At 60.0% G+C, this 17,450-nt stretch carries 8 protein-coding genes; all 8 read left to right on the top strand.

The window, feature by feature from the left end; translation table 11 throughout:
* The first annotated feature begins 1,696 nt into the window (after positions 1–1,696).
* Positions 1,697–3,727: a bilirubin reductase, long form gene (gene bilR / locus ACTNA2_RS08550; protein WP_441049259.1), complete on the top strand. Its 2,031-nt coding sequence runs from the start codon at positions 1,697–1,699 to the stop codon at positions 3,725–3,727.
* Between the two features lie 454 nt (positions 3,728–4,181).
* On the top strand, positions 4,182–4,577 hold the full coding sequence (locus ACTNA2_RS08545; protein WP_229770663.1) for a helix-turn-helix domain-containing protein: 396 nt from the start codon (positions 4,182–4,184) through the stop codon (positions 4,575–4,577).
* Between the two features lie 286 nt (positions 4,578–4,863).
* Positions 4,864–7,746 carry a proton-conducting transporter transmembrane domain-containing protein gene (locus ACTNA2_RS08540; RefSeq protein ID WP_441049257.1) on the top strand — a complete coding sequence of 961 codons (2,883 nt, stop codon included), beginning with the start codon at positions 4,864–4,866 and terminating at the stop codon, positions 7,744–7,746.
* Between the two features lie 12 nt (positions 7,747–7,758).
* Complete coding sequence (locus ACTNA2_RS08535; protein WP_427795592.1) at positions 7,759–8,352, top strand: NADH-quinone oxidoreductase subunit B family protein; 594 nt, start codon at positions 7,759–7,761, stop codon at positions 8,350–8,352.
* Entirely contained in the window at positions 8,352–8,855 is a 504-nt protein-coding gene (locus tag ACTNA2_RS08530; protein ID WP_441049255.1) for an NADH-quinone oxidoreductase subunit C, read from the top strand. Before ACTNA2_RS08535 ends, ACTNA2_RS08530 begins: the two co-directional genes overlap by 1 nt.
* A gap of 5 nt (positions 8,856–8,860) precedes the next feature.
* Positions 8,861–9,949 (top strand): hydrogenase large subunit, encoded by a 1,089-nt coding sequence (locus tag ACTNA2_RS08525; RefSeq protein ID WP_441049253.1) that lies wholly within the window; start codon positions 8,861–8,863, stop codon positions 9,947–9,949.
* Positions 9,950–9,956: 7 nt separating this feature from the next.
* A complete protein-coding gene (locus tag ACTNA2_RS08520; protein ID WP_441049251.1) occupies positions 9,957–10,298 on the top strand; it encodes a 4Fe-4S dicluster domain-containing protein in 342 nt (113 codons plus the stop codon).
* Between the two features lie 719 nt (positions 10,299–11,017).
* Positions 11,018–17,353: a Spy0128 family protein gene (locus ACTNA2_RS08515; protein WP_441049250.1), complete on the top strand. Its 6,336-nt coding sequence runs from the start codon at positions 11,018–11,020 to the stop codon at positions 17,351–17,353.
* Positions 17,354–17,450: the final 97 nt, after the last annotated feature.

The following is a 17,450-nucleotide window of genomic DNA, read 5'->3' as shown; positions in this document are numbered from 1 at the left end:
CTGCGGCTTCTACGAGCATACGAGGCGCCAGATGATCGATCGTCCCCAGCCCTTCTGGGACTATTGGCAACGGCAGGGAGCGGCTACGTCAATGCTGGTCTAACAGAGAGTCATACTTTTGAAAGTGTTCGTAAGAGGCTACCGATCCATTGGAGGCGTAGAGAGTCCAGGTGATGCGCGGACTCATCCCATCGAGCAGGCGGGTGGAGTCTGGCCTTCCAAGTGGGATGAGCGCCGTCGGGGTGATCTTGCCTAAAGATATTGGACTGTTTAATAGGACTAAACATAAGAAAACTCGATTATCAGGGGCGGGTGCCATAAGGCACACCGCCCCCCTTTGTGCGTATGGCGCCAGGACCATGCGCTCGAAAGCGTTGCCCAAACGCATGGTTCATCCGCACAAAGCCCATGGTCGCTATGGGCAAACATCGGTGCGCCTGCACATGGTTTTGAGCCTGTTTTCGAGCGAAAGTATGGCTGTCGATACGCATGCAATTCGCATGAAACCCGGGCTCGTCCGAGAGCCCTATAAAGGAGGATTCGCATGAGATTGCGCTCGATCATCAGCGCCCGGCCCAGACACGTGCCGTGAACCTTGATCGCACCGGTCATGGTGTTGAGGCAGAACATGTCGTTATAGCGTGTGAGCGGGCCTGTCGAGCGGGCAATCTTCTCGTCTAGATCGCGTTCGATGATGTAGCGCACGGCTTCGTCCTGCAGCATATCGCCTTCGGAGAGCTCGGCGCGGGTGATGGCTGCAAAAAAAGGGGGGGTCGTCGGCATCGTCGAGCTCAAAGCCACCGCGGGCGGCATAGCGGTAGACGGGATCGACGACGAGCACCGGGTTGCCCATAACGGTAGAGGCTGTTTGCGTGAGGCTCTTGAGCCCCGCGTCGCTCAAGAGCGCCTCGAGCAGCGCTTGCTTTGCGGTGGACCTATCGGTGGTACTCGGTTGCATGGGTGTCCCCTCTGCCGCGTCTTCGCCGTAGTCGACGCGTGACCAAATCATTATCGCAGGATGCGCAGTATTAGGTTGTTTAAAAAGGTGAGTGTGGCGGTCGTTTCCTCGAACGGGGACGGTGTTGCTGCTGGGGTTTGTCTCGATCTGTAACAGGTGGGTCCGATTTTGGTCTGTAGATGTTACAGATTGAGATTTCCGGCGAGCGGGGCTCCGTTTGTCTCGATCTGTAACACGAGGGACGGATTTTGCCGAGTTGTTGTTACAGATTGAGATATTCGGACGGACAGTTGCCGTTTGTCTTGATCTGTAACAGGTAGGGGTCAAAAGTCGGTCTAGATGTTACAGATTGAGATGTTTGGTCGGACCGAGTTTGTTCGTCTCGATCTGTAACATCTGGGGTCGTTTTTGGCCTGTAGGTGTTACAGATCGAGATTTTCCGACGGAACGCTTCCGTTTGTCTTGATCTGTAACAGGTAGGGGTCAAAAGTGGGTCTAGATGTTACAGATTGAGATTGTTGAGGATGGGCCGAGAGGAATATCTCGATCTGTAACAGTAAGACCCGGTTTTGCTGGGTAGCTGTTACAGATCGAGACAAACCGACGGGCCGCCCTGCCCCATCCGCCTGCCGCTGCCTGCTATCCGCCGATTTTCGTTGTGCCGCTGTACCCCCATGCCATATCCTCTAAACAACTACGCGGCACCATCGCCGCCGCGTCTACAAGAGAGGAATGTCCATGACCGCACCTGCGTCCAAGCTGCTCCAGCCCATTACGGTTGGCCCCCTTGAGCTCAAGAACCGCATTATGTTCCCGCCGCTGACCACCGGCTATGAGGAGCGCGACGGTTCCATCGGCGAGCGCAGCCTGGCTTTTTACGAGCGCCTGGCCTGTGGCGGCGTGGGCTACATCGTCATCGGCGACGTCGCTCCCGTCATGACCGCAAGCCCCACGCCCAAGCTGGCAACCGACGCCCAGATTCCCACGTTTAAGGCACTGGCCGACGCCGTCCACAAGCACGGTGCCAAGGTCGCGCTGCAGCTGTTCCACCCCGAGTACGACGTGCCCGGTGTCGGCCGCATGGTCATGGGCTCCATGGCTGCAGCCAAAGCCGCGCAGGAGGCCAAGGCCGCCGGCGACGAGGAGACCTTTGCCGCCAAGATGGCCGAGTCCAACGAGATCCGCAAGCAGGCATACGCCAAGCTGCACCACGACATGCAGCACTTTGTGAACGAGGCGAGCGTAGAGCAGCTCACCCAGATCAAGGAGGCCATCGCTGCCTCGGCCGCTCGCGCGCAGCAGGCCGGCATCGACGCCATCGAGGTCCACGGCGACCGCCTGGTGGGTTCGCTGTGCTCCGCGATCCTCAACAAGCGAACCGACGAGTACGGTGGCTCGTTTGAGAACCGCGTTCGCTACGCGCTGGAGGTCGTCGCTGCCATCAAGGAAGCCGCGCCGCAGCTGATGGTGGAGTATAAGCTCCCCGTGATCATGGAGAACCCCGATGGCACGCCGCGTGGCAAGGGCGGCCTGCAGCCCGACGAGGCCTGCGAGTTCGCCAAGCTGCTCGAGGGCGCGGGCATCGATATGATCCAGGTTGCACAGGCCAACCACACCGGCAATATGGGCGATACCATTCCGTCCATGGGCGCCATGCCCTACAACTGGACGCTGCCCGTGGCCGAGCGCGTCAAGGCCCTGGTCTCCGTGCCGGTAGCAACTGTGGGCCGTGTTGTCTCGGTCGAGGCTGGCGAGAAGATTCTGGAAGACGGCGCAGCCGATATCATCGCCTATGGCCGCTCGCTCATGTGCGACCCCGACATTGCGCTGAAGGCCGCCACGGGCGAGCCCATCCGCGAGTGCCTCAACTGCAACAAGGGCTGCGTCGATGCGATTCAAAACCGCAAGTACATCTCGTGTGTGCTCAATGCCGAGAACGGCGACGAGGCTACCATCGCCATTAAGCCGGGCGAGGGCGACAAGAAGATCGCCGTTGTGGGCGGCGGTATTGCCGGTCTGGAGGCCGCACGCGTGGCGGCCAAGCGCGGCTACGACGTGACCGTCTACGAGGCGAGCGATCATCTGGGCGGCCAGATTGTGCTGGCGGCCGCGCCTCCGCGCAAGGACGAAATCATGCGCTCGGTCGAGTATTACGAGAAGATTCTGCCCGGCCTGGGCGTGAAGGTTGAGCTCAACCACGTCGCTACCACTGAGGACCTCAACGCCGCCGACGCCGCGATTGTGGCTGTGGGCGCGCACGACGTGGTCATCCCCGTTCCGGGTGCCGATTCTAAGAAGGTCGTCTCGAGCTGGGACGTGCTGGCCGGCAAAGTGGAGCTTACGGGCCGCGTCGCCGTCATTGGCGGTGGCCTGGTGGGCACCGAGACTGCCGAGTACCTGCTGCAGCACGGCTGCGAAGTGGCGATCGTGGAGATGCTCGACAAGATTGCCGCAGGCGAGTCCGAGACCATTCTGCCACTGATTATGAGCGACTTTGCAGAGCACAACGTGGAGCAGCATGTTAAGACCCGTCTGACCGCCATTACCGACGAGGGCGTGGAGGCCATTCGCACTGCCGATGACGGCGCCGAGGAGCCGGTGAAGATCGCCTGCGATTACGTGGTGATGGCCGTCGGTTCCAAGGCCAACGCGTTTGACTTGGATGGCGTTACGGTGCCCGTGACCTGTGTGGGCGACTGCTCGGGCGAGCGCACCGCCGACATTGCGAACGCCATTCGCACGGCATATCACGCGGCCAACGAGCTGTAGTTGAACATCGCGGCCAGGTGGGGCGGTAGCACGGATCTGTCTCGCCCGGCCGCGTCCCATCGGGTGTCAATCGGGTCGGGGCCTGCAAGCGCAGCAGGTCCCGCCCTTTTTGTTTTGCCCCGGTGGACGGCAATGCGCGCTAATCATGGGGAGTGAGGCGTCTACTGCCTTGCAGGCTGCTCAAAATTATTGGAGGAGGGGTTAATAATCATATCCTCTATTCCAAAGGATATAAAGAGGTGCCAATTTTGCTGGCAAGCGAATGACGATTAGCTGCGAGCTAGTTACCAGCGTAAATAATCAATAAAGAAATATCGTAAATTGGTGTCAAATTCCCAGATAGCGCCGCGTCTATTTTAATTAACTGCTTTGAGCAAACAGTAAAATGCTACTATCTAACTTGCACGTAAGAAAGCAATTTAACGTTTAAGGCTAAGAAGTAGAAGTGGCAGGTATGTCAGAAACAACAAGGACTCGCACGCATGCGCCCGAGATTAGGCAGCGCGCTGTCGAGATCCTCCAAGAAGGGGTCGGCCATCGCGCGCTCGCTGCAGAGCTTGGCATCCCCCAGGCCACAGCCCGTCAGTGGGCCCGTGCGTATGCCGTGGGCGGCGCCGACGCCGTTCTCAATGCGGGCTCTCATCACCACACATATTCGTTTGACGTTAAGCTTGCCGTGGTTAAGGACCGCTTGGAACATGGTCTGACGGTGCGTGAGGTCATGGTCAAGCACAAGATCCCCAGCGAGTCTTCGGTTAAAGCTTGGTGCCGACAGTATCGCGACGGTGGCGAGGCCGCCTTGGTCGATAAGCCGCGGGGTCGTAAACCGCGCGTTAAAAAGGCGGAATAGCGAACGGGATGGTGCGTCCGCGGGGGCGCATTTTTCTTGCCGCGCCAACTTTTTGGACCGCCGCGAGTCTATCGGGACATCCTTCAAAGTGGTCAATAAACCGCGCGCAGTGGCCCGTGCGCCCGCCGCTACGAGAGGGGGAGTGTTGCCTCTCTACTCCAAAGCGGACATGTCCTTACCCCATACGCCTAAAACCCCCCAGTTGACCGAAAACCTGCCGCCTGAACTCCCAATTTGAGCTATAACGTTAAATAATTGCAGCGTTTTTGCATGGGGGAGTGATGGTATGACGCTACTGTATTTCCTTACCCTGTTTCCGCTGGTACCGGCGATGGGCATGCTGCTCGCGCGCAGTGACCGAGCCCGCGATGCGGTAGGGCTTGTAGGCTCCGGCATTATTATGGCGGTGACCGTTGTAGTTGCCGTCTTATTTTTTGGCACGGGTCCGCAGGGCTTTGAGGTTGCCCCCGGCACCTCGCATGTGCTCTCGATCATCAGCTCCGTCATCGACGTAATTCTGTGCGCCGTCATCCTGTACAACGCGTTCAAATATAGGAACGCGCTTACCGGTGTGCTCGGCGTGGTGCAGCTGGTGGGTTCGGTTGCCTTCGCTGCCATGACGCTGCCCACGGCCGAGGTCGTCACCGCCACGCCGCTCTACCTGGACTATATGAGCGTGATCATGGTGCTCGCCGTTGGCATTGTCGGCAGCCTGATCTGCGTGTATGCCCTGGGCTACATGAAGGACTTCCAGGCGCACGATGAGCACGAGGCCGCGCTGCGTGGGCAGACCGCGCCCGACCGACGCCCGCAGTTCCTGGCGCTTATGTTCCTGTTCCTTTCGGCCATGTTCGTCATCGTGACGAGCGACAACCTGGAGTGGCTGTTCTGCGGCTGGGAAATCACCACCGTGTGCTCGTTTCTTATGATTGGCTATACGCGCACGCCCGAGGCCATCAAAAACGCCTTTACCCAGATCATCCTCAACATGCTGGGCGGCATCGCGTTTTTGGCGGGCCTTATGTTCCTGCACGTCAACGGTGTACCGCTGACCATCTCGGGCATGATCGAGCTTTCCGGCGCCGGAACCGCGCAATCCGCGCTGCTGGTGCTGCCGGTCGTCTTGCTGTCGATCGCCGCGCTTACCAAGGCCGCACAGATGCCGTTCCACACCTGGCTGCTCGGCGCCATGGTCGCCCCCACGCCCACGAGCGCCCTGCTGCACTCGTCCACCATGGTCAAGGCCGGCGTGTTTTTGATGGTCAAGCTGAGCCCGCTGTACGCCACCTATCCCGTGACCGGCTTTATGGTCACGAGCGTGGGCGCCATCACGTTTTTGCTCGCCGCCCTCATGGCCATCTCGCAGAGCAATGCCAAGCGTGTGCTCGCGTACTCCACCATTTCCAACCTGGGCCTCATCAGTGCCTGCCTGGGTGTCGGCGCGCCCGAGGCCGTGTGGGCCGCCATCTTCTTGATCTTGTTCCATACGGTGGCAAAGTCGCTGCTGTTCCTGTGCGTGGGCACGGCCGAGCATCATATCGGCAGCCGCAATATCGAGGACATGGACGGCATGTTCAGCCGCATGCCGCACCTGACGCGCCTGATGATGCTGGGTATCATGGGCATGTTCGTGGCGCCGTTTGGCATGCTCGTGTCTAAGTGGGGCGCCCTGGTGGCGTTTGCGCAGACCGGCAATGTGCTCATGATCATGGTGCTGGCCTTTGGCTCGGCCGCGACGTTCTTTTTCTGGGGCAAGTGGCTCGCCAAGCTCTCGGGCGTGGATTCTACGGCCGAAAACGTGGAGGGCAATGTCCATAAGACCGAATGGATAGCGCTCAACACTATCGCCGCGCTGCTGATTCTGTGCTGTGTAGCGTTCCCGATTATCTCGAGCGGTCTGGTGTCGCCTTACTTGGCCATGGTGTTTGGCCGCGTGCCGTATGTTATTGGCAAGGATGCCATGTATCTAATGGTGGTTATCGTGGCTTTTATCGCCGTGGTGCTGCTGACTTCATTCCGCGTGAGCAACAAACCGCACGTAAACGTATATCTTTCGGGCGCGGGAACCGACAATTACCGTCATTTCCGCGGCTCGATGGGACACGAGGTGAAGGCCGAAAAGCGCAATTGGTACCTGGAGGATGCCCTTGGCGAGAATCGCATTGGCCCCGCGGGCAGCATCGTGTGCTGCAGCATCATTCTGTTCGCGCTGCTATGCTGCGTATGGATTGGTCCCGATACGCTCGCCATGGGCGAGCCCTCGGTGCTGCGCGGCAAGTATTTCGAAGGCTCGGGCGTCGTGGGCATCTTTATAGGCACCGTGGCGTTTGCCCTGCTGGCGCCTTTGGTTGGTGGCCTGATCGACGGCATCGACCGCAAGCTGTCCGCCCGCATGCAGGGCCGCGTGGGACCGCGTCTGCTGCAACCGTTCTACGATGTAGCCAAGCTCCTGCGCAAAGCCCCTGCCAGCGTAAACACCGTGGACGATACCTACATGGCGTGCGCGCTCATCTTTACCGTGGTGGGCGGCGGCATCTTTGTGTCGGGTTCCAACACACTGTTATGCGCCTTTATGGTTACCCTCGCTGCGATCTTTGTGGTGCTGGCGTCCGCCTCGACGCAAAGCCCGTTTGCCCAGGTCGGAGCCGACCGCGAGCTGCTGCAGGTCATGAGTTACGAGCCCGCCGTTTTGCTGATGAGTGTGGGCCTGTACCTTGCCACCGACAGCTTCGATTCCATCGCCGTGACGGGGCAGTCGGCCCCCATCATCGTGTACAGCGCGCCCATTTTCCTCGCGCTGCTCGCGGTGCTTACCATCAAACTGCGCAAGTCGCCGTTTGACCTTTCGTACTCGCATCACGCGCATCAGGAGATCGTCCAGGGCGTCGCCACCGAGATGAGCGGCGGCACGCTGGCCAAGATGACCCTTATGCACTGGTGCGAGACCGTGCTGTTTTTGATGTGGGTGGGCATGTTCTTTGTTTGGGACAACCCGGTGAGCTGGGTCGTCGCCCTGGTCGTTATGGTCATGACGTATTTTGCCGAGGTACTGATCGATAACACCTTCGCCCGTAGCACCTGGCGCAGCTGCTTTAAGCTCGGCTGGGGTGTGGCGCTGGTGTTTGGCCTGCTCAACCTTATGCCCATCCTCGTCGACGTGTTTATTTAGGAGGCGGCATCCATGGATCATAAAATGTCGCGCTCGCCGTGGGTTATTCATTACGACGGCTCGAGCTGCAACGGATGCGATATCGAGGTGCTGGCCTCGCTCACGCCGCTGTTCGATGCGGAGCGCTTTGGCGTGGTCAACACCGGCAACCCCAAACATGCGGACATCTTTTTGGTGACGGGGTCGGTCAACGCCCAGAACTTGCCCGTCGTGCGCCAGATCTACAACCAGATGCTCGAGCCCAAGTGCGTGGTGGCGTGCGGCATCTGCGCGTGCTCGGGCGGCGTGTTCCGCGATGCGTACAACGTGATCGGTGGCGTGGACCGCGCAATTCCCGTGGACGTGTACGCGCCCGGATGCGCCATTCGCCCCGAGACGGTGATCGACGCCATCGTGGAGGCGTGCGGCATCCTGGACCAGAAGGAGGCCGTGATGCGCGCCGGCGGCGACCCGCTTACCGTGGGCGGTGCCGCTACCTGGGATGGTGGTGTTGAGCTGGGCGAGGACGGATTTGTGGCCGCGGCTGAGGCCGGCGACGCGCCCGCCGCTGGCGACGCACCTGCTGGGACGCCCGCCGCGTCCGCCGCTGCAAGGGGGGCCGAGTAATGCAAAAGGCAATCTATACCACCGTCGAGCTCGATGCGCTGCTGTCGCATGTCCAGGCGCTCAAGGGTTCCGGTGCCCGCTTTGTACAGATGCACGCCGAGCGCAATGTGGACGACGGCACGTATCGCTTGGTCTATACGTTCATCAACGTTCGTGCTGCCCAGGAGCAGATCGCGCAGGACGGCAGTTATGCGATTGAGAACCTGGTAGTCGAGGGCATCGACCAGTACCAGGAGATTCCGTCCATCAGCTCGTACTACCCTGCGGTGTTCCCGTTTGAAAATGAGGCGCACGACCTGTTTGGGCTTGCCATTACCGACATGCAGATTGACTTTAAGGGCTTTTTCTACCAGGTCTCGACTGCCGAGCCCATGAGCGTTATCACGCCCGAGGTTAAGGCTGCGCGCGAGAAGGCCATGAAGGTCCGTGCCGCCGCCGAGGCCAAGGCGCGCAAGGCCGCGGCCGAGAAGGCCGCCCGCGATAAGCAGAAAAAGGAGGCGTAAGGTCCATGGCACATCGCTCCGTTATTCCGTTTGGCCCGCAGCACCCGGTGCTGCCCGAGCCGCTTCACCTGGACCTGGTGCTCGAGGACGACCGCGTTATCGAGGCTATTCCTCAGATCGGCTTTGTGCACCGCGGACTCGAGAAGCTCACCGAAAAGCGTGACATGCACCAGTTTGGCTACATCGCCGAGCGCATCTGCGGCATTTGCGCCGTGGGTCACAGCTGCGGCTATGCCAGCGCCTGCGAGCGCATGCTCGATATCGAGGTGCCCGGCCGCGTGCGGTATATTCGCACCATTTTGCACGAGCTTTCGCGCATTCACTCGCACCTGCTGTGGCTGGGCCTGCTCGCCGATGCCTTTGGCTTCGAGGCGCTGTTCTATCGGTCGTGGACCCTGCGCGAGCAGATTCTCAAGATCTTTGAGAGCACGTGTGGCGGTCGCGTGATTCTGTCGATTAACGAGATCGGCGGCCTTAAGCACGATATCGAGGACTCCGAGCTGGCGGGCATTGTCCAGACGCTCGATGCCATGCGCCCCGACTACGAGGCCCTGGTGCATACGTTTTTGGACGACAACAGCTGCGGCGAGCGCCTGCATGGCGTGGGCGTGATCAGCAAGAAGGACGCGCTGGACCTGTCGATGGTCGGTCCGTTTGGGCGCGCCTCGGGCGTGGACTACGACGTGCGCATGTTTGGCGACGGTGCCTATGCGGACCTGGCTGCGTTTGAGCCCATCGTTGCCACCGATGGCGACTGCTATGCCCGCTGCCAGGTGCGCTGTGCCGAGGTCACGCAGGCCATGGACATCATTAAGGAGCTTGTGGGCAAGATTCCGCACGACGGCATCGGCGGGCGCACCAAGCTTACGCCGGCCGATGGCGCACGCGGCGAGGTTGTGATTGAGCAACCGCGCGGCGAGGCGTACTACTATGTGCGCGGTAACGGCACCAAGAATTTGGACCGTTTCCGCGTGCGCACGCCGACGTCGCAAAACCTGGCGGGCCTGACGCATGCACTGCAGGGCGTGCTCATTGCCAACGTGCCCATGATTATCCTGACCATCGACCCCTGCATTAGTTGCACGGAAAGGTAGGCGCGGCATGAGTTTGATGACATTTGCCAAGACGGCCTTGGGCTCTATGGTCAAGCAACCGGTCACGGTGCGCTATCCGCAGGAGGAGCTGACGGTGCCCGAGCGCCTGCGCGGGCATATCGTCAACGATATGGACGTGTGCATCTGCTGCGGTATGTGCGCGCGTCGCTGCCCGGCGGGCGCGCTTGCGGTCGATCGCAAGGGTGGTACCTGGTCGATCGACCCGTACGCCTGCGTGGTGTGTGGCGAGTGCATCGAGAGCTGCCCCAAGCACTGCCTGACTATGGACACCGCCCGTACTCCGGTTGCGGCGAACAAGACTCCCACGGTAGAAACCAAGCCGGAGTAGCACTGGAATAGAGCTGGAATAGGGGCCGGTGGGGCAAAAATGCCCCGCCGGCCCCGCGCGTGAACGCGCGGCTAAGCCTCTGCGAACAAAAACTATGCCGGATTACGGGGCTGAATTGCGAATCCCCAACCATATCGAAAACCACGAAGATAAAACCGCAGGTAGACAGCTCGCTTTTTTCAAAAATAGAGGGTATGGATGAGGGCCCCGACTTTAGCTCCGTAATCTGGCATAGTTTTGAAATGCCACCATATCAGTAACAGCGCTTGATCTCCCGCGGACGAAGGAAAACGGATCATTTTGGCCTTGCGAGGGCTGCCGCGCGACCCGTCTGCCACGAAATGGGCCCATCTACTACGTTTAAGCCGCTACCCTCAACCATGCCAAAAAGCGCGAAAACGAAACCGCAGGTAGAACGCCTGCGGTTTTTCATGAAACGCGGTTGTGGTCAGGGGCATCGGGTTAAACATAGTAGATAGGCCAGTTTCGTGGCGAGCACCACCAATTGATCCCCCGGGGACGGAGGAAAACGGGTTCTTTTGCCCCGTCCATCTTGAGTCGCACCCGTTTTCCTGCGAAAACGCTCGTGTCTCAACTATGGTGAGACATTTGTCTCACGCTCAAAACCGAATCTGGAACGTGTGTCACCTGCTCAAATTGTGTCTCATTCCGTAACTTGAGGCTGATGCAAGGCCTGAGTCTGCGAGAAGGGAGACGCGATGGGTAAGTACACGAGGGGTCTCTTGGCGGTGATGCTGGCCGTAGTGCTGGTATTGCCGGCTGCGGCATTTGCCATGCTGCCCGAGGCCAACGCCAGGTCCAGCACCGGAATGGATGGACCGACAATGACCGGAAAGGTCGTCGATCCCGATACCAGCGGCCGCTGGGAAATCTGGGCGGCTGGCCATAGCGGCAATAAAGTATCGACCCAACACGTCGGCCGAATCTGGACCGACAAGACGGTCAAGGCAACCGAGAAAAACGAGGAGTCGGATTTTCTGACTACGCTTTCGGCCATGTCCTCGACGTCCAATTCAACCGTGACGGTTACTACGCCGCTCGACATCGTGATGGTGCTGGATGCCTCTGGCTCGATGGATGGTGAGATGGGCGGTGGAGATTCCACCAAGCGTATCGATGTACTGGAGAGCGCTGCCAGCAGCTTCATCGACACCATTGCCAAACAAAACGAGAGCATCGAGGGCGTGGATAGGCAGCATAAGGTTGCAATCGTTAAGTTTGCGGGCAAGAAGTCCGACAATATCGGCAACGAGACGTATCCTGACGGAAGATACACCTACAATTACACACAGGTTATGAAAGACCTGACCGATTGCTCCGGCGGCAACGTGAAAGCTCTTAAGGATAGGATTGCCCAGATTACACCCGCTGGTGCAACGCGCGCCGACAATGGCCTGCAGCTGGCAGAGGGCATCACTTCTGGTCGCGCGGACGCCAAGAAGATTGTTGTGTTCTTTACCGACGGCACGCCGACAAGCTTCAGCGAGTTCAATCCGGATGTCGCTAACGCTGCCGTAACGGCCGCCAAGAGCATGAAGGACAGCAAGGCTACCGTTTATACTATCGGCATCTTTGATGGCGCGGATCCCAAAGCCAGCGTCCAGGATTCGAAGACAAGCCAAGAGAACAAGTTCATGCAGGCCGTTTCGAGCAACTACCCCAATGCCACGAAATGGAATTCTCACGGAACGCGTGCGGAAAACTCCGACTACTACAAGTCGGCGACCAATGCCGAAGAGCTCAAGAAGGTCTTCGACGACATCTCGCAGGCCATCACATCGGAGGCGCCTTATCCGACCGAAATCCATAAGGGCTACGACGAGACCAAGTCCGGCTACATCACGTTTACCGACGAGCTGGGCGACTTTATGCAGGTTGATGGATTTACCGAAGTCGTCATCAACGGCACGCCGTTTACCAAGGCGAGCAAGACGGTCAATAAAGAAACCAATACCGACACCTACGAGTTCACCGGCAAGGCAAAAGACCTGCTCATTACCGTGCAGCGTGCCGGCGACGACAATCCCCAGAAGGGCGATATCGTAACGGTCAATATTCCTGCGTCGTTGATTCCGCTGAGTCACTTTAAGACCGTAGACGGCAAGCTTTCGGTCGACAACGTTAAGCCCATTCAGGTGAAGTATGCCTCGAGCGTGAAGAGTGTTGCGCTCGACAACCTATTTACGCCTGAGGAGGTCACGGGGCTCAAGGCTTACATCGAAAAGAATACGACCGTTGCCGACGATGGCACCAAGACCGTGAACTTCTACGCGAACAAGTGGGAGACCGGCGCGTTGGGTAATACGGTTGCGACCTTTGAGCCGGCCGACACCAACCGCTACTACTACTTCCAGAAACAGACCCCAATTTACACGGACAAGGACTGCACGCAGCCTGCAAAGAATTCGCTGGCAGATACCGGCACCTATTACTACAAGGATGAGTTTGAGGAGCAGGGCGAAAACGATGAGGCCAAGCCCGCCTCTGCCGTCATCGAGTTTATCGGCGGCGACGCTGCGAAGTTTGACGGCGCTATTGTTGCTGACGAGGACGGCAGCCTTTCGTTTAGCGTGGGAACCGCGCGCCTAGCCTTTATCGACGAGCTCCACACCACCAAGGAGAGTGTGAGCGGCAACAACACTGGTACCGCGACCGACGTTCTTAACCCCAAGTGGAACAACGTGTCCGCCAAGGCGACCGCGACGCATGTCAATTCCTACCTGGGCAACAACGGCAAGATCAGCTTTAACGTGACGCCGACAACGGTGGATACCAAGGCCAGCTTTGGCCTGACCAAGGTGCTCGAGGGCCGCAGCTGGACGGATGCGGACGAGTTTAAGTTTGAACTCTCCGCAACGTCTGAGAATGACGCCCCGATGCCCGCACACGCGACCGCGACCGTGACCAATGACGACCTGGACGACAATGGCAAGGCAGCTATCGACTTCGGCGAGATCACCTGCAACAAGCCGGGCGAGTACACCTATGAGGTCCGCGAGGTCAAGGGCGGCGCCGGTGGCATCACCTACAGCGAGAACGTTGCCACGTTCAAGGTGACCGTGGCGGTTAAGGCCACGGGTGGGCTTAAGGCTGACGTTGAAAAGATCTCGGGCAAGACCGAGTTCAAGAACACCTATAGCGCCAAGACGGAAACCCCGCTGACTCTTGAGGCAACCAAGACGCTCACGGGGCGCCCGATGGCCGATGACGAATTTAAGTTTGCGCTGAGCTATGCGGGGCACGACGAGGTGCTGCTGGATGCAACCAACAAGGGTGGCAAGGTTGAGTTCGGGCCGCTGACGTACACGACCGAGTCGCTTGCCAAGCTGGTCGAGGAGGGCAAGGCGTCGGTTGATGCTAGCTCCGACAAGCCCACGTGGACCATTCGCTACATTGCTGCCGAGCAGATCGGAAAGCTGCCTGCGGGCGTGAGCGCCACCGTGTCGGCAATTGACGCATGTGTAACCGTTGTCGACAACGGCGATGGTACCCTGACGGCGACGGCTGTCTACGGCGATGCCGGCAACGAGTTTGTGAACACCTACACTGCCGCGCCTGTCGAGGCATCGCTTGTGGGCAAGAAGAATCTGCAGGTTCCTGATGGCTTGACCCCGGCTGACATTGCCGGCAAGTTCACCTTTACCGTGACCGGTGAAGAGGGCGCACCCATGCCCGCGAACGCGAGCGTGACCAATGATGCCAAGGGCAAGGTCGACTTTGGCAAGATCACCTTTACGCTCGACGACCTTAACAAGGCTCTGGGCGAGAAGCCCGAGAAGCGCGAGCACACCTTTACCTACACCGTGACCGAGTCCGGTGAGGTCGCTGGCGTGACCAACGACGCCGAGACTTCGCGTACGGTTTCCTTCACCGTGACTGATGACGGCGAGGGTACTCTGAGGGTGTCCCGCAAGCCGGACGGCGATGCGGCATTTACGTTCACCAATACCTATAGCGTGACGCCTGTCGAGACGCGCGTCACCGACCAGATCACCGCGACCAAGGTCCTGGACGGCCGCGGCCTCAAGGCTGGCGAGTTCAGATTCGAGCTCGTCGAGGGCGAGGGCGAGGACGCCAAGGTCGTCGCCACCGGCACCAACAATGCCGAAGGCAAGATCACGATGAACGCCGTGAAGTACGACAAGCCCGGCAAGCACACCTACACACTGCGCGAGGTCAACGGCGGAACCACCAGCAAGGGCGTCACGTACAGCGCCGCCAAGTACACCGTTGAGACCACCATCACCGACAACGGCGACGGTACCCTCAAGGCCGAGCATGTCCTGAAGGACGACGTCAAGGCTGCAACTTTCGAGAACGCTTACAGCGTGACCCCGATCGACACAGAGCTCGACTTTGGCCTGAGCAAGGCCATCGACGGTCGCGACTGGACGGATGCAGACAAGTTCAGCTTTACCATCGCGGCCCCCGAGGGCACCCCACTGCCTGATCCCGCAACCGTAACCGTGAGCAAGAAGGACGCGGAGGATGGCATCGCCGCCATCAAGTTCGGCAAGATCCACTACACGGCTGCCGGAACCTACAAGTACGAGATCCGCGAGAACGCGGGCAGCGCGGCCGGTATGACGTATGACGCGCATGTCGCAACCGCCGAAGTGACCGTGACCGAGAACGGCGACGGCACCCTGACCGCCAACGTCACCAAGAAGGAAAGCGGCCGCTTCACCAACACGTACCGCTCTGAGCTCGATTACGCCGCGGCCGGCGGCCTTAAGCTCAGCAAGACCCTCTCCGGACGTCCCATGACCGAGGGTCAGTTCACCTTTACCGTGACGCCTGCCGACGAGGCTTCGGCCATCGCGCTCGGCCTGCACGAGGGCGCCAACGTGTACAAGTCCCCTGCAACGGCAGAGGCAACGGTTGGCCTGATCGACATCCTGGCTGGCCATGAGGTCAAGTTTACGCAGGCTGACGCGGGCAAGACCTTTACATACACCGTTGCCGAGAAGAACGACGGCAAGCCCGGTTACACCTACGACGAGGCCGTGCGCACCGTGACGATCGCTATCGCCGACGATGGTGCCGGCACGCTCACCGCCACGACGATCGTTTCTGGCGGACCCGAGGGCACGCATGCGACGGTCCACAAGAGCGGCGAGAACAAGGTCGAGAGCGCCGTGGTCCCGTTCGCCAACAGCTACCACGCATCGACCGATAACCCGGGCACCGCTGCTCAGGTTGTCGCAACCAAGACCCTGACCGGTCGTCCGATGGCCGACGGCGAGTTCTGCTTCGGTATTGCCTATGCAGGTGAGACGGAAGCCATCAACGGCACTACGGCGTGGAACGTTAACGGCCAGGTGAGCTTTGGCACGCTGCATTACACGACAGAGATGCTTGCCGACCTGGTAAACGCCAAACGCGCCATCCGCACCGACGCGGATGCCAAGCTTGCGTGGACTATCAACTACACGGCGTTTGAGTACACGTCCCCGCTCGCAGCAAAGGGTATTACTGCCGCGAAGTCGAGCTTTAGCTTTAAGGTCATCGTCGTCGACAACGGCGACGGCACTCTGACGGCGAAGCCTGACTACGGTGGCGTCGAGCCCGTGTTCGAGAACGTCTACGGCGCCGATGCCGTTGACGCCGCGCTCGCCGGCGCCAAGAAGCTCCAGGCTGCCGAGGGCCTGACCCCGGCCGATATCACGGGTAAGTTCACCTTTACCGTGACCGCCGATGAGGCGGGCGCCCCGATGCCCGAGCGCACGGCCGCAACCAACGACGCGGCCGGCAACGTGGACTTTGGCAAGATCCACTTTACGCTCGAGGACCTCAACCGCGCCTTGGGCGTGACGGATGATGCGACCGATAAGGCCGAGGCAGACGAAGCTGACGAAGCCGAGGCCGACGAGGCAGAGGCTGAAGAGGCCGACGTCGACGCTGATGCCAATGCCGACGAGTCCGGCGGCGAGTCCGAGCCCGCAGCCCCCATTGCCCCGCGTTCGCACACCTTTACCTACACGGTGACCGAGTCCGGTAGCGCCCCTGGCGTGACCAACGACGCCAACGCCACGCGTAAGGTTTCCTACACCGTGACTGACGACGGTGCCGGACATCTGAAGGTCGTGCGCGAGGGTGACGACGGCGCTGCCTTCACGTTCACCAACACCTACAGCGTGACGCCTACCGATTCTGTGGTGACCGATCAGGTCAAGACGGTCAAGCGCCTGACCGGACGCGACCTTGCAGCAGGCGAGTTCACGTTTGAGCTGCTCGAGGACGGCGTGGTTGTCGCGACCGGCACCAACGACGCCAATGGCACCGTCGCGCTGAGCCCGATCCGCTACGAGGCGCCTGGCGCGCACACGTACATGCTGCGCGAGGCTTGCCCCAACGCGCTCGGCCTGTACAAGGGCGTCACCTATGACGGCACGACCTACACCGTCGTGACCACCGTCTCCGACAACGGCGACGGCACGCTGACCGCGACGCACAAGCTCGAGGGAACTACTGAGTCGGCTGGCTTTACCAACAAGTATCATGCCATGCCCACGCAGGTCTCCATCGGTGCCATCAAGGTGCTCGAGGGACGCGAGCTCAAGAAGGACGAGTTTAGCTTTAAGCTCGTTGGCGAGGACATTGAGTCTACGGTCACCAACGATGCCGATGGCAAGATCAACTTCGACAAGTTCGAGTACGACGAGCCCGGTACGTACGTCTACACCATCAGCGAGGTCAAGGGCGACGAGGCCGGTATGACCTATGACAAGTCCGTCTTTACCGCGACCGTCAACGTGGCCGATGGCGGCGAGGGCAACCTCAAGGCGAATGTCGCCTTTACCAAGGGCGACAAGAGCGTCGAGGGCATCGTGTTCAACAACACGTACAAGAAGCCCGAGACGCCCGTGCCGACGCCCGATCCCGGCACGCCCAAGACCGTGACGAACATCGTCAAGGCGGTCAAGGGTTTCCTGCCCACCACGGGTGACCAGCAGACCGCCGCACTGCTCATGGCATTTGTTATCGCCATAGCCGGCGTCGGAGCCCTGGTCTGGGGTATCCGTAAACGCTAGGCACGTTGGCGGCGGGCCGGGGCGCCTAACCCCCCGGCGCCCGCGGCGGGGCGCCTCCTAAATGTCCACCCCCCCCACCCCCCCCCCGCCACGCGCC

This window comes from Collinsella sp. HCP28S3_E9 (assembly GCF_052065455.1).
GTDB lineage: Bacteria > Actinomycetota > Coriobacteriia > Coriobacteriales > Coriobacteriaceae > Collinsella.
This window is presented reverse-complemented; position numbering and strand designations above follow the sequence as displayed.